Below are 20,842 nucleotides of genomic sequence, written 5' to 3'. Positions count from 1 at the left end.
AGATGAAAATGAGGCGCAAGCGCGGCAAACGCCCAAAGAGGCGCGGGGGCGCTTCGCAAACAGGCCTTGCAAGGCCGGGGCAGAGCTGTGTACCGCTGGAGCAGTCTTCGCGTGGGGGTTGCGTGCGCATGGTTGTGGATGTGCGCGGCGGCTGTGTGCGCGGCCCAGTGGGGCAATGGCGGCTCGATGGCCGGCCGCATTCTCGATGGCGATGGCGCTCCAGTGGAGCACGCGCGGCTGATGATTGAGGCGCTCGGCTCTGGAACCACCTATGACCTGGGCACCGACCCCAATGGAAATTTTCTGCTGCCGCAACTCGCTCCCGGAGCCTATAAGGTAGCGGTCGAGGCACCCGGCTTTGCCGCATGGACGCTGCCCGATGTGGAAGTGAGCGCCGGGCAGCAGCGCGAACTGAGCCCGAGGCTCGAGAGCCTGCTTGCGAAGAAGCAACCGCGTCCGGCAGCAGGCCCGCAGGGGAGCAAGTCCGCCAGCCAGCGAGTCAGCGAGTCAGCGTTGACACTGAGTATGTTGCAAAGGCAGGGCGGCCAAAGAAGTTTGCATGTGCGGGAACCAGCGCTCGCGGAGCCGCTTGCGCTGCAAGAGCCGGAAGCTGCTCCGGCTCTCGCGCGGGTGGCACATGCGCCTGCCGCGGCGAGCCCGCTGCAAATCTATACGCGGTTGCGGAATGCGCAAACCGTGCATGCGCGTGTCTCGGTGACGACGCCGCAGGGTCTTGTGGAAGCAACCATTGCGGAGAAGCCCGTAGTCCCGGCAGGTACGACGGACTGGGCTGCATTTGAGCCGGGACGGCAGCAAGTCAGCGAGCCAGCAAGTCAGCCCGCCAGCAGGCCAGCGGGCAAGCGGGTTAGCGAGTCAGCGAGTCAGCCGGGCGGTGGCTTTCCCGGTGCCGTTCGCATGCGGGAACAATCAGACGCGATCGCGCACGCAAATCCGCACGCAAATCATGGCGCCACGCAGGCAGCGGAGTCTGATTCGCTGGATGTGCCACCGGTGCCGCCATTGAATGAGCACATGACTGTGGAGGACTCGACCGCAGAAGCGACGGCAGCGGATGATCATGAGTCAACCGCAACACGGAGCGCGCCCGCGAAAACATCCGCCAACACCTTAGAACTGGCCGAGGCCTTTGCGCCTCAAGCTCCGGAACGCGGAGAGCAAGATCAGAGCGATATTCGCCGTGCAGCAGTTACAAATAGCGATGTCGCCACAGATGGTGATCCGAATCGGGCCGCGCATTCCACCGGAGAAGATGACGTCTCTGCATTCGAACCCGCCGGAGAGGACGCGATCGAGGTATCCAGGCGCTCGCGAAGCGACAGCACGGACAGCTTCGAGGTGCGATCCGATCATCCGGTAGACCGCGTGCATGGGCAGAGCTTTATCGAGGACCGCGACGCCGCGTGGGGTGCGGAGAACGCCGGCACCACACTCACCACGCAGACGGCGGCGGGCGCATTTGTCACGACACCGTACAAGCCGGCTGACCGCAGGTTGCAGGCCGCGCTGGAGCTGGGCGGCCCGCTGGGCGCAAATGGGCGCGGGCACTGGTTTGTCGCGGTGGACGGGCTCGAGCGGAACAATCCCGGCATGGCGGTGGTGAGCGAGCCGAGCAAGTTCTTTGCTCCGCTGACATCGTCGCAGTTACAGACGCTGCAGGCACGGCTGCAGGGCAGCATGAGCGCGGCGCTCGATACCGGGCAGGCTGCGGCGCTCTACACGCAGACCATGGGGCAACTGGATGGCCTGCTGGGCAGTGTGGCGCGCTCGACGCGGCAGGTCATCGCGTTTCCGCGTCTGGACTGGAAGCTGAATGATCGCAATCGTATCTCAGTGGGTTACGATTTTATCCGGCTCACGGCGCACGATGGCGTGTGGTCCGCGCCGACCGAGACGTGGGGCACGGGAAGCTATGGCACGCGGACGCTGGCGCTCGATTCCGTCTCCGGCAAATGGAACACCTTTGTCACACCGAACCTGCTGAACGAACTGCGCTACACGGTCGCGCATGACGTGGAGAGCGAGATGCCGGTGGCGCCGAGCGGCTTTGAGCAGGCGCTGGCGAAGAATCCGCTGGGCATGACGCCGCAGATCAGCGTGGCGAGCGGCAGCGGGGGATTTCGATTTGGCACGCCGTCCTATCTGGATAAGGTGGCTTATCCCGACGAGTTTCGGCAGGAGGCGGCCGACACCCTGACGTGGGTGCGCGGACGCAATCAAATGAGCGTGGGCTATGCGCTCGATTATGCGAGGGATGACATCAGCGGCCTGAACTATGGCGCGGGCGGATACAGCTACAGCACGCGCGAGGCGTTCGTGGCCGATCTGCTTTCGCCGAACCATTGCGATGCCTCGACCACCGGCACAGGCAATCTGCCGTGCTGGTCACGCTATGAGCAGACGGTGGGGCCGAATACTTTCCGCTTTGATACGGCCGACTATGCGGGCTTTGCGACGGACACGCTCAAGCTGCGGGCCGGGCTGACGCTCTCGGCGGGAGCGCGTTATGACTATGAGCACCTGCCCAATCCAAATGCGGCGCTGGTGAATCCGGCGATTCCTGAGACAGCTTCATTGCCTTCTGGCGGAAATGTGAGCCCGCGCGTGGGCTTTGCATGGGCGCTGCCATGGCGCGGGCGCAGGCCGGGCGCGCAGACCGTGGTGCGGGGAGGCGTCGGCGTATTTTATGGGCGCATTTCAAATGTAACTGTATTGAATGCAATCTCGCAGACGGGCACGGCCAGTGCGGAGCGCAACTACATCTTCAAGCCGCTCGATACGGGCGCGCCGCAGTTTCCGGTGGTCTTCAGCGCGCATCCTGACCTGCAGATAGCGCCGAACGTGACATATTTTGCGACAGGCTTTCAGCATGCGAGAGCCCTGCAGGCCCAGTTCTCGGTGGAGCAGTCCCTGGGGCGCAACACCACGCTCACGCTGAGCTACTGGGGCAGCTTTGGGAGCGATCTGCCGCAGGTGGTGGACGAAAACATCGATCTGAATGCGGTGGGCAAGATTGCGTACACCGTGAATGACCCGGCACGCATGGGGCCGCTGACGGGCACCTATGAGTCGAAGTTCTTCTATAAGCGGCTGAATGCAAACTTCAATCAAATGGCTGCGATGCAGAGCACGGCTCATTCGCGCTACCAGGCTGCGGGCGTGTCGTTACGCAGCCGTCTGCCGCATGGAATGCTGCTGACCCTGGACTATCGCAACGCGCATGCGCTCGATGACAGCCCCTATGCGACGGCCTACAACGGTCGCTGGATGGTCGAGGACCCGTCGAACCTGGCGCTGGACTGGGGCACGTCGAACTCTGACATTCGCGACCGCCTCACCGGAGGGCTGGTGTTACATGAGCCATGGCATGCCTCCGGCTGGGCGGAGAGTCTGCTGGGCGGCTATACGCTCGATGTGACGGGCGGCTACCGGTCAGGGCGGCCCTATACGATGCGGACGGTGGGAGCGGTGCCGAGCTTTGCGTGCTCCTATCAAGGGTGGCTTGAGGCCGGCAACGATTGCGTGCTGAGCGCGCCAGCCGGCGTGATCACGGGCGTGCCGGTGCCGGTGGAGTCACTGGGAGCAAGCCTGAATGGCGCAGGCGGCGCAAGCTGGCTGCCGGGGGTTGGGCGGAATACATACCGGTATCCGGCGGCCTTTGATGGCAACCTGCGCTTTGAGAAGCGTACCGGCATTGGGGGGCGAAAGGCGCTCGAGTTTGGTGCGGACGTCTCCAACTTTATGAATCACAGCAACGTCACTCATCTGGAAACGGTCGGCTATGTCGTGAGCGGCGAAAAGTCGAGCACCGGCGCCGGAAAGCTGACGTATCTGAGCGGAACGAACGGGCACTCGCAGTTCGGTGTGGTGACGACGAGGAACAACAACTCCACCTACCGGGACCGTCAAATTGAGCTGGTGCTGCGCTTGATTTTCTGATCGGCAGGCAAGGGGTGATTTCTCTCTCGCGGGAGGGGCGGCAAATCGACGCCTGCGCAGCCGGGTGCCCGGCTGCATGGGCCATCCGTAACCTGTTTACCTTCTTTTAAACAAGGCAAGGCAAACTGTTATCAACGCAACCTGTCTTATGCGCACAGGATTTTTCCCGGGCAGAAGTGTCCGGATGATCCGCATAGAAACCACGGAGACAACGGGTGAGTGCGCAATTCGGGGGACGGCTTAACTGGAGGTCTTTATGAGGAGAGGCATACGCTGGGGCGCTTTGGCGGCCCTGTTTCTATTTGCAACCATGATGGTAACCTTTGCCGGCGCACAGACGGCAGTGGACGGCGCAATCGGCGGAACGGTGACGGACAGCTCCGGCGCGGTGATTCCGGGCGCGCAAGTGACGGTGCATAACAACGGTACAAACGCGGATCAGCATGCGGTGACAGACGGCTCGGGATATTTCCGCGTGGTGCATCTGCAGCCGGGCACCTATACGGTGACGATTGCGGCCTCCGGATTTCAGAACAGCCAGTCGAAAAACCTCACCGTGAATGTCGGCGTCATGACGAGCGTGCAGGCGCATCTGCAGCCGGGTACGGCGGCGCAGACGGTGACGGTTTCGGGTGCGGCTCCCTTGGTGAACACGAGCACGCCCACGTTTTCAGGAGTCATCAACAATTACCAACTGACGCATCTGCCCGTGAACAACTACCGCTGGTCATCGTATGCGCTGCTGACGCCGGGCGTGGTCAATGACTCCAACGGCTATGGGCTGCTGAGCTTTCGCGGCCAGAGCACGCTTTTGAACAATGTGGAGTTCGACGGCGCGGATGACAACCAGGCGTTCTTCTCAGAAGAACGCGGGCGCACGCGTGCGGGCTATTCAACGGCGAAGGCGGCGATTCAGGAGTTTCAGGTCAACACCTCCAACTACTCGGTGGAGTATGGCTTCTCAGCCGGCGGCGTGGTGAATGCGGTGTCAAAGAGCGGCACGAATCACTTTCACGGCCAGGTCTATTACTTTGACCGCGACAGCATCTGGAATGCCTATAACGATTACACCAAGCTGACGGTGCCGAGCGGAACCGGCTTCACGACCGAGCCCTACAAACCGACCGATCTGCGCCGGCAGTATGGCTTTGGCGTGGGAGGTCCGATTCTCAAAGACCGGCTGTTCTTCTTCCTGGCGGTGGATCGCTTCTATCATGACTTCCCAGGTGTTTCGACGCCGGGCAACACCTTCTTCTATTCGCAGCCCGACGCGACGGTCTCGAATGGCTGCTCCGCATCGGCGGTGAAGAGCTACAGCACCATCGATGCCGATGTGTGCTCGCTGGCCAATAACCTGACCAATGCCGGCTTGCCGACCAGCTACACGCAGGCAGTGGCGGACTACAACAACGGCATTGCCGGACTGAACACCATGCTCGGCGTGGCTCCGCGCTTTGGGTCGCAGATGATCTACTTCCCGAAGCTGGACTGGCAGATCAACAAGAAGAACCACGCGTCATTTGAGTACAACCGCCTGAACTGGCACTCCCCCGCGGGCATTCAGACCGGCGCGGGTGCGCTGAACTACGGCAAGCGCAGCTACGGCAATGACTACGTACGCGATAACTGGGGCATTGCGCGGCTCGATACTTTTATTACGCCAAACGTGAGCAACCAGGCGCTCTACCAGTATGGCCGCGACTTTGAGTTTGAGTTCAGCCAGCAGCCGACCAGTTATGAGCAAAACACGCTGATCAAGAACGCGGCGGGATATACGAATCCGTTTGGAGGGATTCCGCCGGAGGTCTACATCACGCCGGGCAATGGCGGCTTTGAGTTTGGCACGCCTGCTTTTCTGGAGCGGCCCGCCTATCCTGACGAGCGCACGTGGCAGTTCAATGACACGGTGGAGTGGACGCGCGGCAATCACGACTTCAAGTTCGGCTATCAGATGGTGCATACGCACGACCTGAGCGAGAATCTTTATAACCAGTACGGCAGCTTCTCCTACACGCAGCTCTACAACTACTTCACTGACTACTATCTGGCTGCGCAGGGCGGCGCGTTGGCAGCGAAGGCGAGAAACTACTCCACCTACTCGCAGGGATTTGGTTCGCAGGGATTCGGCTTCAGCACGGTCGATTATGCGACCTTCGTTCAGGATGAGTGGAAGGTGAGCCCGAAGCTGAGCCTGACGATGGGCATTCGCTGGGAGTATGAGCAGACGCCCGATCCGCAGTTGCCAAATACAAACAATGCGAATCCGGCGTACAACATTCCGCAGACCGGCGTGCTGCCGAAAGACAAGACGAACGTCGGGCCGCGCGTGGGCTTTGCGTATGACGTCTTCGGCAATGGCAAAACGGTCGTGCGCGGCGGTTACGGGCTGTTCTTCGCGCGGCTGGTTAACTCGACCATCTACAACGCGATTGCGCAGACGGGCGTGCTGACGACTGATCCAAACGGAAATCCGCTGGCGCAGTTGCAGTTCAGCTACAACCCCACGACGGCCGGAGCGCCGGTGTTTCCGGAAGTGGTGACGAGCGCGGGAACCGCAGGCTCGCCGCCGAACGTGATCTATTTTGACCCGCACTTCCGCATGCCTGAGATTGAGCAGGCCGACCTCACCGTGCAGCAGCAGTTTGGCCGTCACGATGTGCTGAGCCTGACATGGCTGGGTGCATGGGGACGCAGGCTGCCGGACTTTGTGGACCAGAACCTGCCCGCTCCAGTGCAGGTGAATTACATGGTCAATGATCCGACGGGTCAGGGACCGCTGCCAAACGGCAAGGTGCTGCCGGTTGACTTCTACGTGAAGGCGGCGACGAGCAAGGTACAGCTCTCGAACGGAGTGACGGCCACGAGCAGCGGACGTCCGAATCCATATTATGGCGCGGAGACGGATATCTTCAGCGGCGTGAACTCCAACTATGAGGGACTGGTTGCGCAGTATGAGCATCAGCTCTCCAACCACATCCAGTTCAATGCAAGCTATACCTGGTCGCACGCGCTCGATTATGGAGAAAACAACACATCGGGCACGAGCACGAATGCGTTGTTTGATCCCGCGAACCTGCGGCTTGACTACGGCAACTCCAATCAAAATGTGCCGAACCGGCTGGTGGTGAATGGCGTCTTCACCAGCCCGTGGCAGACACATGGGCTCCTCGGCTACCTGACGAACGGGTATGAGATTGCCCCTGACGTGCAGGTGCAGAACGGGCTGCCATACTCCGCCGGCACAAACGGCAATCCCTATGTGCAACTGAACGGCAAGACGCTCAGCTACATCGGCTCGGGCCCCACGGGCTCGGCGGGTGCGGGCCGCGCGCCCGGGCTGGATCGAAACTATGCGAAGCAGCCGCGCACGGCGGTCGTGGATCTGCGCATGACGAAGGAGTTCCCGATCAAGGGCAAGGCGAACTTTCAATTCATCGCTGAAGCTTTCAACCTCTTCAATCACCAGAACGTGACCGGCATCAACACGACGGCTTATAACTTCGGCTCGTCTTCTTCCGCGACGTGCGGGGCAAACCAGTTGTGCTTTAACGCAATCAACAAGAACGGTAGCTATACGCCGCAGTATGGGCAGGTAACCAATACCAATAGCTCCGGCTTTGCGTATACGCCGCGCCAACTGCAACTGGCGGTGCAACTCACGTTCTAACTTCTACGCAGGTAGCTATGGCGGCGGCCCGGGTGGCCGCCGCTTTTATTTGCAGAAGTCCTGAGAGCATTACAATCGACAAAGTGTCTCTGACTTTCAACATTCATCACACGACAGAAGCGGGCGGCCGCCGCGCGACGATGCAACTGCCACATGCCGCAGTGGAGACGCCGGTTTTTATGCCGGTGGGCACGGTCGCTACGGTCAAGGCTGTGCCGCAGCACATTCTGGAAGAGCTGGAAGCGCAGATTATTCTGGGCAATACCTATCATCTGTATCTGCGGCCGGGTCATGAGGCGATCCGGAGGCTGGGCGGGCTGCATCGCTTCATGAGCTGGGAGCGTGCGATTTTGACGGACTCCGGCGGCTTTCAGGTCTTCAGCCTGAGCGAGCTGCGCAAGGTGACCGAAAATGGCGTGGAGTTCCGGTCGCACCTGGACGGTGGGCGGCACTTCTTTTCGCCCGAGCACTCGATGGATGTGCAGATTGCCCTGGGCTCAGACATTGCGATGGCGTTTGATGAGTGTACGGAGTATCCGGCCGAGTATGCGCGCGCGCGTTCGTCACTCGATCTGACGCTGCGCTGGGCTGAGCGCAGCAAACGCCACTTTGACGCGCACAAATACGAGCGGCCGTGGGACGAGCGCTTTGCCGGCCAGACGCCGAATCTGTTCGGCATTGTGCAGGGCGGCATGTACCTCGACCTGCGGCGCGAGTCCGCCGAGCGGCTGGTGGAGATGGATTTTCCCGGCTATGCCATTGGCGGGTTGAGCGTGGGCGAGCCGCGCGAGCGTACACGCGAAGTGATCGAAGCGACCCTGCCGCTGCTGCCCAAAGACAAGCCGCGCTATGTGATGGGCGTGGGATACCCCGATGAAATTGCCGAGTACGCGCGCATGGGCGTGGACATGATGGATTGCGTGCTGCCCACGCGCGCGGCGCGGCACGGCCTGCTGTTTACCTCAGAAGGCCGCATGAACATCAAAAACCGCCAGTATGCGGAAGATCAGAATCCGCCGGATGTGCATTGTGGATGCATGGTCTGCCGGCGATACACGCGTGCGTATCTGCGGCATTTGATGGCGGCCCAGGAGCCGCTCTCGGCGGTTCTGAATTCGATTCACAACCTGGCGTTTTATTTGAACACGATGCGCGAGGTGCGCGAGGAGATGAGCCGAGCTGCGGCTGCACAATAAACGCAGCCGCGGACTCTTCGGCTAGCTAAGGCCGGTGAAGTACCGCACCAACTGGTCAGGGCGCAGGCTGTCGAGCGTGGTGACCGAGCCGCAACTTTGCACGCCGCCCGGGCTCAGTGCCAGAATCGTGATCCGCGGGTTGTGCCTGCGCACATCTTCTGCGAGCTGCAGGCAGTCTGTGCCATACAGTGAGGTGTGAATAAGAATCACGTCGATCTGCACGCGCCGCAGCATCTCCAAGGCTTCTTTTGCCGTGTAGGCAATCATGACGTGATGCTGCAGGCTCTCGAGAATCAATTTGCGGGCAGAAACACCATCCGGCCGTTCCGCTTCCACAATCAAAACAATTTGTCTTTCCATGTTACGTGGCCCTTCCGCCCGCTCACACGCAGTTGCGTGATGCAGGCTGTTTTGCGTTCACAACCACATCGATAAGTGGGACGTACGCTCAAACAGGAAGGTTTGTCACTCAGGCGCGAGAAACACGGTAAAAGCACGCATTTTTAGCAGAATCAACGAGATGGAAGTAATTCGTTCCCAAGGCAAGTAAAAAGTAGCTGGAAAAAAGGGAGAAATTACCTGTCACGTTTGTGGGATGTTTTTGAGTTTTCTCCGGATGCCTGAGACCGGGATTGTGCGAGATAGGTGATGCCATAACGAGAGGCCGCAGCAGTCTGTCCCGGGAGAGCAGCTTGATGTGGTGCGGCATGACGGTGAGGAGTTTGCGCAAAAATGCAAAACTCTCACCGGCACGGCGTGCGCGTCAAAAGAGTAACAAAGAGACAGGAAGGGTAGCTTGCGCGCCCTGCGCGAGCATGGAAGCTACTGCTTGCTCTTGCGGTAAGCAGCCCACCGGCGCTTCTGCGCGGCAGCCATCTTTGCGCGAGCTTCCGGGCTGAGCGTCCGCTTTTTGCGCGTGGGGGCCGATTTGGTTGACGGACGGCCGCGACGGCGGGTGGATACGGTGCCGGCGAGCAGGTCACGTGCTTCACGAAGGCGAGCTATCTGCTTGTCGAGTTCAGAGACCAAGGTATGAGTATTCACAGCGACAAGTCTAGCGCATTTGACTTTATAAGTCCCGTAAACAGGTTGCAGAGGTATGTAACCACAGTGTGCTGAAGAAGTGGGGCGAGCTTGCTTTTACCCTGTATAACGGGTGTGGCTGGGCTATTTCCGATCAGGATACGAGTGAGTAAATCATCAGTAAAACGGCAAAAAAAGGCCCCGGATAGGGATCTCCGGGGCCATTGGCATGAGTGCAAATTAGAAGTGAAAGCCTATTTGAGCCGTCAGTGAGCGCGGCGTGAGATAGTGAGTGCCGCTGAATGTGGATAGGAAGTTGTAGAGAGCATACTTATTGGCAATGTTGACGCCGGTCAGTTGCACGCTCCATCGAGTGTTGCCGCGAACAAAAAGATCGTCATCCCCGAGTGAAAGATCAAACACGCTGCGCGGCTGAATGCGCGGCGGATTGCGGTCATTGTCGCCCGTGCCGGGCGCGGGAATCTTCACGAGCGAAGAGGTGAGCTCATTGGCTGGGCAGACGGCGGGCAGCGGATGGCCCGGCGTCGCCTTGACGCCATTGCAGATGAGTCCGGCTTCAAACTCCTGATCGGCGGTGAGGCTGCTGAGGTCAATGGCGGGTTTGCCATTGAGTATGGTTGATGTGCTGGCGCAGGCGGAATTGGGATCGTGTGAGAGTGGGTTGTAGCAGGGCACCGCTCCGGCAACGAGACCGCTGTCATAGCGCCAGTTGAAGCCGATCCAGGGCGCAGTCTTGAAGGGCAATGCGTACTGAATGTGGGTGGACTGATTGAAGCGCTCATCGTGGTCGATGCGGAAGGGAAGGCCGGTCTGGCCGACGGTGGCTCCCGCGCCGCCGACCTGTGGCGGGAAGTAGCGCGCGGCGACGGATGAGAAGACGGTGTAGGCGAGCAGGTGACGGAAGTTGACAACGTCAATGCGGCCTGCGAAGCCGGGGATTTTGGAGTTATGCCATTCGATAGGAAAGGTGATGGGCGTGTTGCCGAGTACGCTGAAGTCATACGCATTGTGCGTGTACTTCCAGATGTAGTCAGCGCTGAAGTCAATGTGTTTGCCAAAGTGCTGCTCGAGTCCGGCGTGGAACTCGTTGCGATAGCCTGGCGCGAGCGGTGTGGCGAAGCCGGAGGCGCAGGCCAGCAGCGGATTAAGCACAGGATTGGCGCAGCCTTCGCTGGAGAGCACGAGGTTCTCATTGAATGGCGTTTCCAGCGTGCGCGCATACGAGGCACGCAGCACGGTGCCAGTCTGCTTGATGGTGTAAGCCATGCTGATGCGGGGCTCGGCCTGGCTGGCATCGCTGAGGCCGTTGTAGACGTCGCCGCGCAGGCCGATGTTGAAGAACCAGTTGCCGGTCTTGATCTCATCCTCGGCGTAGACGCCCAGCAGCTTCACATCGGTGTGTCCGTTGAAGTGATAGGGAGTGCCGCCGCGGGTCAGATCGTAAGGCGCGAGTGCGGAATCGTAATTGGGATTGGCGGAGTCATCGCCGGGGCAGTTCGCAGGCGAGGAGTAGCCGTACACCGGGTTGCCGCCGGCATCAACGCACGGAGCGTTGAAGAGATTGTTCACGATGCCGAGCTGGAAATCCTCGTTGAGGAAGGTCTGGTTGTAGTCCCCTCCGATTTTTACCGTGTGAACTCCGTGTGTCCAGGTGAGGTCGCTATGCACTCCGGCGTTGAGCAGCGAGCGCTGCTGGGCGACGGACTGCTGTTGCAGGTCGGCGGGGCCAAGATCAGCGAGCGGATTGTTGCTGGGATAGTAGTTGAAGCCGTCGCGGCGCACATAGACGCCGAGATTGAGAATGGCATTGCTGCTGAGGATCCGGGTCCAGGTAGGAGCTATGTTGAATGTGCCGATCTTGCTGCGCTGATCGGCATTGCCGGCGTTTGCGAAGACTGGATCAGCGGTTGAGCCGCCGCTGACAACGTTCTGGACGTTGAGGTTGTCGTAGGTATTAGGGGTCTGAAACCAGGAGCGGCTGTACTCAAGGTCGAGGTGCATCGAGTCTTTGGGGTCGAACTGATAGTCGATGCGATCATAGGCACTCTCTTCGTTCCCCTTGTCATGCATCACGGCATGCTCGGGAGTGTCGAGGAATCGCCCGCTGTTCTGGCCGTTGACGAGGAGGAAGTTGCCCCAGTCCTTGCCGCCATAACCGATGTTGAATCCACCAACGGCTGTGCCGAAAGATCCGTAGGAACTGGTGATGCTGCCGGTCGGAGTGGTCACGCCTTCGCCGGAGCGAGTGTGAACGATGATGACGAGGCTGGTCTTGTCTCCATATTGGGCCGGTGGCGCGCCAGAGATGACCTGAATGGATTGCACGGCCTGCTCGGGCAACTGGTTGGAGAAGATTTTGCTCTGCTGATCGGTGACGGGCTGCCCATCAATTGAATAGGAGTTCGACGCGTGGTCGCCGAGGCCATGCATCATTCCGTTGGAATCTGCCGCAACGCCGGGCGCCATCATGGTGACGAGTGAACTGAGCGCGGAGCTTGGATTCTCGAGCGGAATCTTGCTGAAGGCGTGGCGGTCCATGGAGGTGCGCAGGCTGGTGTCCGTGGTGAGCGGAGCGGCGCCCTGCACGGTCACGGTCTGGGCGGCGGCGCCGATCTTCAATCCGATATTGAGATTTACCGGCACGGCGGACGTGAGGCCAATGGTCTGCTTTGAGGTGGCAAACCCCTTCGACAGCACCGTGACGGTGTAGTTGCCGTAGGGAAGGTTGTGAAAGATGAAGTTGCCGCTGTCGTCGGTGACGGCGCTGCGCGCGAGGCCGCTCACAGCGTTATGAACTGAAATCTTTGCGCCGGGAATGACGGCGCCGGTGTTGTCAGTGACGGTGCCGTTGAGCGTAGCGGTGTCCTGCGCCCATGCGTTGGCCGCGAGAAAAAAGGGAAAGCACAGCAGAGAAAGGATCAGCACCTTCCTCGCAAGAGTGGAGAAAGACATTATGCCTCCAGGCATTCGTTCGCTTGAGGTACGGGGGCACGTCCGCCGCAAGATGAAGCGGCAGAGTGCGAAGAGTACTTATGCGAGTGAGCTGGAGGATGCAGGCGGGGGCCGGATGAATCCGGTGAAGACCACCATGCGGGAGCCGGGCAACGGCTCACCGGCTGAGACGGCTGCGATGACATGCAGGATGCGCTCAGTGAAGATGGAGGGATGGTTTTCGACCGCGATATGCGCCATGGCGCATATCTGGCAGCGGGCACCCGAGACGTCATTGGCCGGATGATTGTGCGCCACCTCGACCGTCATGAAAGACACGAGTACCAGAGTCATCAGGCACGCGAAGACTTTCAGCGATCGAAGGGAGATCTTCATAGGGCTAGTTTGATGATGCTGGTGTTCGGTTGTCGAGTCAAGAATGCGGACCCAGAAAGAGCACAGCGCGGGCTTGCGGGAAATCTACCGCCAAGGCGAAAAGAGCGCGAAGTTGAATGGAGCAGAAGTGTGCGGAGGCCGGGATTATTCCGCTTCAAATGCCAACGTGCGGTGCATGCCGTGAATCCCGTTCCATCGAAATTATGCGGAACGGGGGGAAGATATTGCGATCGGAGCGAGTGTTGTTCGTGACAGAGATGACGTGAGGAACTCCCGGGCGGGTGAGGATTGCCCGGGGTATTCCCTTCTCCGACAACTGTGTGCCTACTTCAGCACGCCGATGGTATGCAGCCAGGTGGCGGCGAGGCTCGGCCAGTGGGTGATGGGCAACGGCGTGGTGCTGGTGGGCGGCATGTCGTGGATGGACACGGAGACTGGCGTTGGGCGGAGTCCGTAGCCGTGGCCACCTTTGGCGTACACATGCATCTCGGCGGGAACGCCGGCATGTTTAAGCGCGAGAAAGTATTCGATGACGTTTTCGACGTGGACGGGGTCATCCTCGGCCTGCACGAGAAAGGCGGTCGGAGTGTTTGCGGTGACGGGCAGGCTGGGGTTCGGCTCCATGTGCTTTTCAGCCAGTGCAAGCCAGCCGGGGTAGATGAGCATTTCAAAATCAGGGCGGCAACTGAGCTGATCGGCCGCGTCCACGGGAGCATAGAGACGCTTCTGGAAGTGAGTGCTGAGGGCGGCGCTCAGGTGCGCTCCGGCAGAAAAGCCGAGCACGCCGATGCGATGCGGGTCGATGTGCCAGGTTGCGGCGTGTTCGCGAACAAGGCCCATGGCGCGCTGCGCGTCCTGCAGGGCTGCGGCAGAGCGAGGGTAGGGACCGGTGTCAGGCACGCGGTATTTCACCAGAATGCAGTTCACGCCGATAGAGTTGACCCAGTGGCAGACCTCCGTACCTTCCAGATCGATGGCGAGCACCTGATAGGCGCCGCCGGGGAAGACGAGAATGGCCGCGCCGGAGTTGTGCCTGGGCTTGTAGAGCGTGAGCGTGGGGTCAGAGACATTCCCTAGACGGATGACGGTGCGCCCGGCGACGAGATCGCTCTTGGCTGTGGTGGTGTTGACTTCAGGCGCGGGATGGGCGGGTTCTCCTGGCGCGCCGTGGGGCCACAGATGCAGCGTGGTGTGGCCGGGCGCAGGCGACCAGGCCGGGGACTGCGCGAAGAGTGCGGGCGAAAAGGCGAGGAGTGCGGCGGCGAGCAGGAGGCGCATGCGAAGAGTCCTCAGAAAAAGGATTTACTGGAGCGCAATGATGATGGCAGCCGGGGCGGAGAGGTGGCAAGTTGCGGGGAGCGGCGATGGGCATCATGCGCCGGGCCGGTGTGCTAGACCGCGCCCGTGAGCATGGGTGCTGTTCGGGCGACGTTGCGGGTGAAGCCGATGAGGGTGCGGGTATCCTCGTGCGCTGACTCGATGAGCATGCCGCGCAATTCGATGCATCGAAGCGAGCCGGTCGGGGAGAGCAGGCGAAAGCGCACGCTGTGCTCTTCCGGAGAGAGCAGCATGGCCGCGAATGTGTCCTCGACGGCATTGCGATCCTCAGTGTGCAGGGCGCGCAGGAACGAATTGAGATGGTGGTGCGTGGGCTGCGGCGGCAGGCCGAGCTGGGCCGCGGACTGCGGCGAGAGCGTCACCATGCGCGTGGTGGCATCCATCTCCCACGCGCCGAGACCAGAGATGCGGCAGGCGAGCTCAAGCTGCTGCTGATACCGGTGGACGTGACCGGCAAGTTGCCGCGTGTGATGCAGCGTCGAGGCCAACTGCTCGTGGACACCGTTGAGCGTGGCAGCTGCCTTGCGCGCTTCCTGCGCGGTGCGGCGGGCCAGCGCCGCGCCAACTTCTGAGAGGCTGGTGCGCATTTCTTCGAGATAGAGCGCGCCGCTCAAGCGGAGCGCGGGAGCGAGCAGGGTGTGCGCGTCCGCGAGAGTGCGTTCGCCAAAGAGCACGCTGAGCGTGTCCGGCGTGATGAGACGCGCGGAGACCGGCGTTTGCTTTGCCGTGAAGGGCGAGATGAGATTGGCCTGTGTCTGCGTTCCCTCGGCGACATCGGCTAGAAAAGACTTCCACGCGAGGCCATCGGGCAGGCGCTGCGGAAAGCCAAGCGCAGGCAGGAAGCGGCCAAATTCAGGGTCACGAATGAAGATGCAGAGATGCGTGGCGCCGACCTTTTCCGCCAGGCGCGGCGCACCGGCCGCGCGCTGCGGCTGTTCGACGAGTTCGAGCAATGCATCGAGCGCGATCACGATTTACTCGGGGAAGACACAGACGACCGCCGTGCAGTTATGAAAACCGGCGAACTGGTTTTCGAGGGTTGCAACCTGCCCGTAGGTGTTGCATCCGGCCAGTTCCACGTCGCCTACCGTCTTTTGCACGAGCTGAACTTCTTGCCCGAAGTTGCTGCCGAGGCGCAGGCGCGTGGCCACGCAGTCAAACATGAGCGCGCCGCCGGGCTTGTGCCCTTCGAGCTGGCGCATCGCCTCCTGCGCGGCGGAGTGCGCCGCCTTCATGGCGGATTCGGGAGTGGCGGACATGATGCTGATCGCCGCGCCCTGCGGAATTTCAGCGGCGAAGCAAACCGCGCCGTCATTGACGATGGCGAGCGGCACGCGGAGCTTGAAGCCCTCCTGCTGGTGCATGCCGGCAATGTTGTGCAGAAAGAAGGGAAGCGGGGATGCGAGATCGAAGGGCTGGCCGGTCTGCTGCGCGTGGTGCGCGAAGATTTCGGCCGCGGCGACGGCCTCAAGGCTCTCGACGATATTGCCCTTGCTCGAGGTGACACGCATCGGCTCGGTGGCGGCGGCCCATCCGTGGCGTACACCCACGCCGATGGGCCGGGTGGAGAGAATCTCGAGCGCGACCGCCGCGTCTGTCGCGGCCTGATCGCCGTGGAAGACATGCGTGCTGACAAAGGCGGCGTCATCGCCCGCGCCGCCACCAAAAAATTTGTAGTGACCGCCGGTCTCCATATTGAGCATGGTCACCAGTTCATCCGCCGAGCCCGCCAGCGCGTCATTGAGCACGAGCGCGGAGCGATACCGGTAGCGATTCTCTTTGAATCCTCGAAAGCCTGAGAGCAACTGGCGCGCGGCGTTGGCGGGATCGCGCGAGATGCCAGTGGCGAATGCGGCCGTGAAGAGCATATCCGGCGAGGAGATGGCAAAGGCCGAGGCACTGCCTTCTCCCTGGTGGGCGGTGTTGAATTCGCCCGCCGAGGAGCAGCCGAGGATCTGGCTGTTTGGGAAGCGCGCGGTGAGCTGGCGCAGCACAGCCGGGTAGTCGTGCTGGGCCGAGAGAAAAACGACGATGGCATCAGGATGCGGAAGAGAAGCAGCCAGTTGCGCGCCGAGATCTTCGCCGGCAGCAGCGGACTTTTTCTCTTTGCTGAACGCGCTTGCTGTTCGTGTCATGGGATGGCACCCGCACTGCCTGAACACTGCCTGAAGACGAGGAAGTTTGCGCTCAGTGTAGCGCAGGCAAAGCCCTGCAAGGCGACCAAGTTGCAGTTCGGCTTCGGGTAATCCCAAGATCTGATCTCGATCGGCATGCAAAAAGGGGAGTGCGATATTCCCGGTGGGTGAAGTTGTAGTTACGAAAGTTGTACTCGTGGCGACTTGCCCACGATGGAGAGAAAAATCCACCCGGCGGTGGATGTGCGGGGTATGGGCCGCTGCCTAGTATCGCTCGCATTGTCTCCGCAAAGAGATCGATCACAAATTCTGTTTTGGGGATTGCCGCGAGCCTTCCACCAGACAGAACCATAAGGAAGATTGCATGATTCGCAGGATTTTTTCGAGGGGCTTCGTGTGCGCGCTGTTTGCGCTGATGCTTGTGCCGATGGCGGCGGTTTCCGCGCACGCGCAAGGTTGCATTCTGGCGCGGTCGCCGGAGCAGGCGGGCTTGCCGACCGAGCAGGGCGGACTACTGCAGCCGCACCAATTTCAGCTCACGATTGGCGAGCGACACCAGTTCTCATACCAGCACTATGTGGGCGATGTGTACCAGGAATACCGCGCGCAGGATCGCACGCAGGTGGAGAACCGCATCAACCTGGTGACGCTGAATCTCACCTACCAGGTGACACCGCGCGTGAGCGTGGAGTGGGATATGCCGTGGCTGTTTGCCTCGCGCAAGCAGCAGAGCTCGCCCATCAAATACAACTCGAGCGGTGCTGGGGACACAATTGTGGCGGTGAACTCGTGGCTCTGGAATCCGAATCATGTCACCAGGGGCAATGTGGAACTGGGACTGGGGCTGTATATGCCGACGGGCAATGACAGCGTGACGAACACGATTGATACGAACACCACGGGCACGGGATCGCCGCAGAAGGAGACGGTGCCGGTGGATTATTCGATTCAGCCGGGAACGGGCGGCTGGGGCGGAGTGTTTCAGTGGGTGGGGTATCACACGGTGGGGAACAACTTTGTCCTCTATACCGATGGCGACTACATCGCGATGCAGGGCGGCACGAATGGAATTTCGCGAGGCTTCTTTCAGAATCCGAAGACGCCGCTCGAGAACGACGTTGCGATTGCGGACCAGTATCTGTGGGAAGGAGGAGTGGAGTTTCCGATTCCGCAGGTGAAGGGGCTGGCGATGACCGCGGGTGCGCGGTGGGAGGGTGTGCCGGCGTACAACCTGCTGCCGGTCAGCAACGATGGCTTCCGGCGGCCGGGCTATGCGGTCAGCGTGGGCCCGGGGCTGGAGTATTCCTGGCACAAGACGATTTTGACCGCGAACATCTATGACGCGGTGCATCGCGACCGGACGCGAAGCTATCCCGATCATGTGTATGGCGGGCACGGAGATGCGGCGTTTGCGCAGTATCTGTGGCTGGCCAGCTACACCTACCGGTTTTAAGAGGTAAGCATGATGCGAAGGTTTTTGCGGTTGAGGAAGGCGCCCGGGCGGAGGTCCGGGCGCGGTTTTGTGTGGAATGTGGCAGCGGCGTGGCTGCTGATGTGCCTTTGCGGCGCAAGCACGGCGTGGGCGAAACCGGTTCCGAATCTGAAGTTCAAAGATATGGCCGGGCACACGGTGCGGCTGGATAGTCTGCGGGGCCATCCGGCGGTGGTGAACTTTTGGGCAACCTGGTGCGGCCCGTGCAAGGAGGAGCTGCCCCGGCTCTCAGCCCTGCAGGCGGCGTATGCCGGGCGGGGCGTGAAGTTTGTGGCGGTTTCGGTGGACGAGCCGAAGGACTTCGCAAAAATTAAACCTTACTTTGAGCGGCACCAGATTGCGCTGCCGGTGTGGACGGGCGCGGATCTGGGCACGCTGGGGCGGCTGGGGTTCGGAAACGTGGTTCCGGCGACGCTGGTGCTGGATGGGCAGGGCAATGTGGTGGGGCGCATCGAGGGCGAGGCCCGGGATGCGGACGTGCGCGGCTATCTGGACTGGCTGCTGGACGGGCGGCAGGGCAAGGCTCCGCCGAAGCGGTTGCGGCGGTATTGAGGTAGCGGAGGCGACTTTCCCGGAGGGGGAGAATTCGCGAAAAATATTAGGAATTTCCACGCACATTCGGAGTAAAGTCCTCGCATCCCTCTCCAGATGCAGAGACAACGGGGCAGGAGTTCCGGATGCGGCGAGTGCGAACGAATCCTTTGGCCGTGGTGGTTCTGCTGGCGGCGTGCGCGGCGCAGACCGGCTGCACGCACGGGAAAGATGCCGTCGCGCTGGCGCAGCAGATGACAGTGACGGCCAATGAGCTGAGCACCTATTATGGAGCGCTCGCGCAGTGCGTGAACTCTGAGCTGGGTGTGCTGGAACTGGAGCAGGCCCTGAACCACGAGCCGCTGGGTGCGGAAAATGTGGCTCAGTTGCAGGAGGTGATGCAGGCTTTTCAGCAGCGGCAGCAGATGGCCGCCGCGCTGGCCACGCTGGCCTCGCAACTGACAACACTGACCGGCAGCACGGCGCCGGCGAGTGTGGGCGCTTCAGTGAATACGCTGGCGTCGGACATGACCGGGCTCAAGGGACTGCCGCTTTCGAGTGGGACGGCGACGGCGATTCCGGGCGCGATGAGCCAGAGCGCGCAAGGGTTGATGCAGTGGTGGCAGACGCGCAAGGAGCGCGGTTTTGCCCGCAGCTTTGCGAAAACCGCCGATGCGATGTCGAGCCTTTTTGCGCGAGAGAAGCCGGTCTACGATTCGGTGGTGGATACCTATAACCGGGAGGCCGCGTCGGTCGCCATTGTGCTGGTGAAAGGCGGGCAGATCAGCGATGGTTCGCTGACGGCCGAGCTGGCTCCGGCGCTGAAGCCCTTTGGACTCTCGACGGGTTCCATGACAGCGGCGCTGCGACAGCAGTTGCAGACGGCTGCGCCGGATTTGCTGCACCGGCAGGCGGCGCAGCTCTCACAGCAGGAGCAGACGGCCTCGGCAGCCCTGGCCAGCAATCTGAATGCAATGAGCCAGCAGACAGCGCAGCTCGCTGCCGGCAAGCCGCTGGGGAAGATTCCTGCCCCTGCCTCGCTGACGGCGGTGGATGCCTGGACGAAGACGGTGCTGCCTTAGGAGGAAGTATCCATGGGGAATGCGTTAACGGCTCTTGAAGATCAGTATTTTCTGATCAATGACAATTACGGTAGTCTTATGGGCCAATGCGCGACCGACGACCAGAAGGCCCAATTGCTAAAACAACTGACCACGGCGCGCACCAACTACTGGAGCGCCATCAATAAGGTGCTGCATGATGATGATCCTGAGGTGCAGAGCCTGACTTCGCAGCTGAATACTCTGAAGCTGACCCTGCAGGCGACGATCGATAGCGGTCAAAATATTGCCGCCGTACTGGGGGCCATTGCGCAGGCCGTGGGCGTGGGCACGCAACTGGCGGCGCTGGCCATCTCGCTTTGAAGTGCCCCGGCATGCGGGCAAGGCCGCCGGCAGCGGCGAGCGGCGCCCCGTTTTCCTTGACACTAGGGCTTCGGGAACGCGATGCTTAATTGCACGGCTTTCCACGGCCCTGCGAGCCTTGAGGGCCCGCCGGAGCACACGTGTGCGGCCTGCGAATGCAGGAGTTTCACCGGTGGTGGAAGCCCAGTCTCGGCGTGAGGCTGGGGTCCGGTCTCAGCGGCGCGACGAGCTGAGAGTTTCCGCGGATACAAATTAAGATGTTCCGGAGTCGAGGCGCGGGAGAAAAAAATCCCGGCTTGTCTGACATACGAAGCGCGTAGGCGCCGTGTGAGATGGGTGCGGGCTGCGTGCCGCGAACTCCAGTGAGAAGGATTTTGTGTTGACCCTACTTCTGTCTGCCCTGCCCGCCGGGAAGCCTATACTGGCGCTCTTTCTGTTCGCCAGCGCGTTGCCTGCCGGCGTGACCGAGCTGCTTCCTTTCCTCTTTATCATTCTTGTCTTCTATTTTCTGCTGATTCGCCCGAATCAGAACCGGCAGAAGAAATGGCAGCAGATGCTGTCGAGCCTGAAGGCGGGAGACCGCATCACGACGACGGGCGGCATCCGGGGCGTCATTCTGTCCATTAAGGATGACGTGGTGCAGATTCGGGTGGCCCCGGACAATGTTCGGCTGGAAGTGGTGAAGAGCGCGATTGCGGCGGTCACAACCCAGGACGAGAGCCAGAAGTAGA

Annotated in this window: 15 protein-coding genes; 8 read left to right on the top strand and 7 right to left on the bottom strand. The window is 61.0% G+C overall.

Annotated elements, in window-relative coordinates:
- The first annotated feature begins 87 nt into the window (after positions 1-87).
- The 3 genes from ACP_RS10280 (at position 88) to tgt (ending at position 8,820) form a co-directional block, all read left to right on the top strand.
- Positions 88-3,957: a TonB-dependent receptor gene (locus ACP_RS10280; RefSeq protein WP_148215121.1), complete on the top strand. Its 3,870-nt coding sequence runs from the start codon at positions 88-90 to the stop codon at positions 3,955-3,957.
- 256 nt (positions 3,958-4,213) lie between these two features.
- Positions 4,214-7,624, top strand: a complete 3,411-nt coding sequence (locus ACP_RS10275) for a TonB-dependent receptor (RefSeq protein WP_015897254.1) — start codon at positions 4,214-4,216, stop codon at positions 7,622-7,624.
- 83 nt (positions 7,625-7,707) lie between these two features.
- On the top strand, positions 7,708-8,820 hold the full coding sequence (gene tgt / locus ACP_RS10270) for a tRNA guanosine(34) transglycosylase Tgt (protein ID WP_041840182.1): 1,113 nt from the start codon (positions 7,708-7,710) through the stop codon (positions 8,818-8,820).
- A 21-nt stretch (positions 8,821-8,841) separates the two neighbouring features.
- Here the strand turns inward: tgt and ACP_RS10265 are convergent, their stop codons facing one another.
- The 7 genes from ACP_RS10265 to ACP_RS10235 all read right to left on the bottom strand — a co-directional run bounded on the left by ACP_RS10265 (position 8,842) and on the right by ACP_RS10235 (position 16,664).
- Positions 8,842-9,180, bottom strand: coding sequence for a response regulator (locus ACP_RS10265; protein WP_015897252.1), 339 nt, complete (start codon positions 9,178-9,180; stop codon positions 8,842-8,844).
- Positions 9,181-9,642: 462 nt separating this feature from the next.
- Entirely contained in the window at positions 9,643-9,864 is a 222-nt protein-coding gene (locus ACP_RS10260; protein ID WP_015897251.1) for a hypothetical protein, read from the bottom strand.
- A 219-nt stretch (positions 9,865-10,083) separates the two neighbouring features.
- Positions 10,084-12,816 (bottom strand): TonB-dependent receptor, encoded by a 2,733-nt coding sequence (locus tag ACP_RS10255; RefSeq protein WP_015897250.1) that lies wholly within the window; start codon positions 12,814-12,816, stop codon positions 10,084-10,086.
- 78 nt (positions 12,817-12,894) lie between these two features.
- The gene (locus ACP_RS10250) at positions 12,895-13,149 is read right to left on the bottom strand and encodes a hypothetical protein (RefSeq protein WP_148215120.1); all 255 of its coding nucleotides are present in this window, start codon (positions 13,147-13,149) and stop codon (positions 12,895-12,897) included.
- Between the two features lie 366 nt (positions 13,150-13,515).
- Positions 13,516-14,469 carry an alpha/beta hydrolase gene (locus ACP_RS10245; RefSeq protein WP_015897248.1) on the bottom strand — a complete coding sequence of 318 codons (954 nt, stop codon included), beginning with the start codon at positions 14,467-14,469 and terminating at the stop codon, positions 13,516-13,518.
- Between the two features lie 113 nt (positions 14,470-14,582).
- The gene (locus tag ACP_RS10240) at positions 14,583-15,500 is read right to left on the bottom strand and encodes a PAS domain-containing protein (RefSeq protein ID WP_041839486.1); all 918 of its coding nucleotides are present in this window, start codon (positions 15,498-15,500) and stop codon (positions 14,583-14,585) included.
- A 3-nt stretch (positions 15,501-15,503) separates the two neighbouring features.
- On the bottom strand, positions 15,504-16,664 hold the full coding sequence (locus tag ACP_RS10235; protein WP_015897246.1) for an FIST signal transduction protein: 1,161 nt from the start codon (positions 16,662-16,664) through the stop codon (positions 15,504-15,506).
- Positions 16,665-17,028: 364 nt separating this feature from the next.
- Here ACP_RS10235 and ACP_RS10230 point away from each other — a divergent pair, with 364 nt between their 5' ends.
- The 5 genes from ACP_RS10230 (at position 17,029) to yajC (ending at position 20,841) form a co-directional block, all read left to right on the top strand.
- Positions 17,029-18,117: a hypothetical protein gene (locus ACP_RS10230; RefSeq protein WP_041839485.1), complete on the top strand. Its 1,089-nt coding sequence runs from the start codon at positions 17,029-17,031 to the stop codon at positions 18,115-18,117.
- A gap of 69 nt (positions 18,118-18,186) precedes the next feature.
- Positions 18,187-18,708 carry a TlpA family protein disulfide reductase gene (locus ACP_RS10225; protein WP_041839484.1) on the top strand — a complete coding sequence of 174 codons (522 nt, stop codon included), beginning with the start codon at positions 18,187-18,189 and terminating at the stop codon, positions 18,706-18,708.
- Between the two features lie 125 nt (positions 18,709-18,833).
- Entirely contained in the window at positions 18,834-19,769 is a 936-nt protein-coding gene (locus ACP_RS10220) for a hypothetical protein (RefSeq protein ID WP_015897243.1), read from the top strand.
- Between the two features lie 12 nt (positions 19,770-19,781).
- Positions 19,782-20,111: a hypothetical protein gene (locus ACP_RS10215; protein ID WP_015897242.1), complete on the top strand. Its 330-nt coding sequence runs from the start codon at positions 19,782-19,784 to the stop codon at positions 20,109-20,111.
- 376 nt (positions 20,112-20,487) lie between these two features.
- On the top strand, positions 20,488-20,841 hold the full coding sequence (gene yajC, locus ACP_RS10210; RefSeq protein ID WP_015897241.1) for a preprotein translocase subunit YajC: 354 nt from the start codon (positions 20,488-20,490) through the stop codon (positions 20,839-20,841).
- Position 20,842: the final 1 nt, after the last annotated feature.

The organism is Acidobacterium capsulatum ATCC 51196 (genome assembly GCF_000022565.1).
Lineage (GTDB): Bacteria > Acidobacteriota > Terriglobia > Terriglobales > Acidobacteriaceae > Acidobacterium > Acidobacterium capsulatum.
The sequence above is the reverse complement of the archived record's forward strand: the minus strand, read 5'-3'. Positions and strand labels throughout refer to the sequence as shown.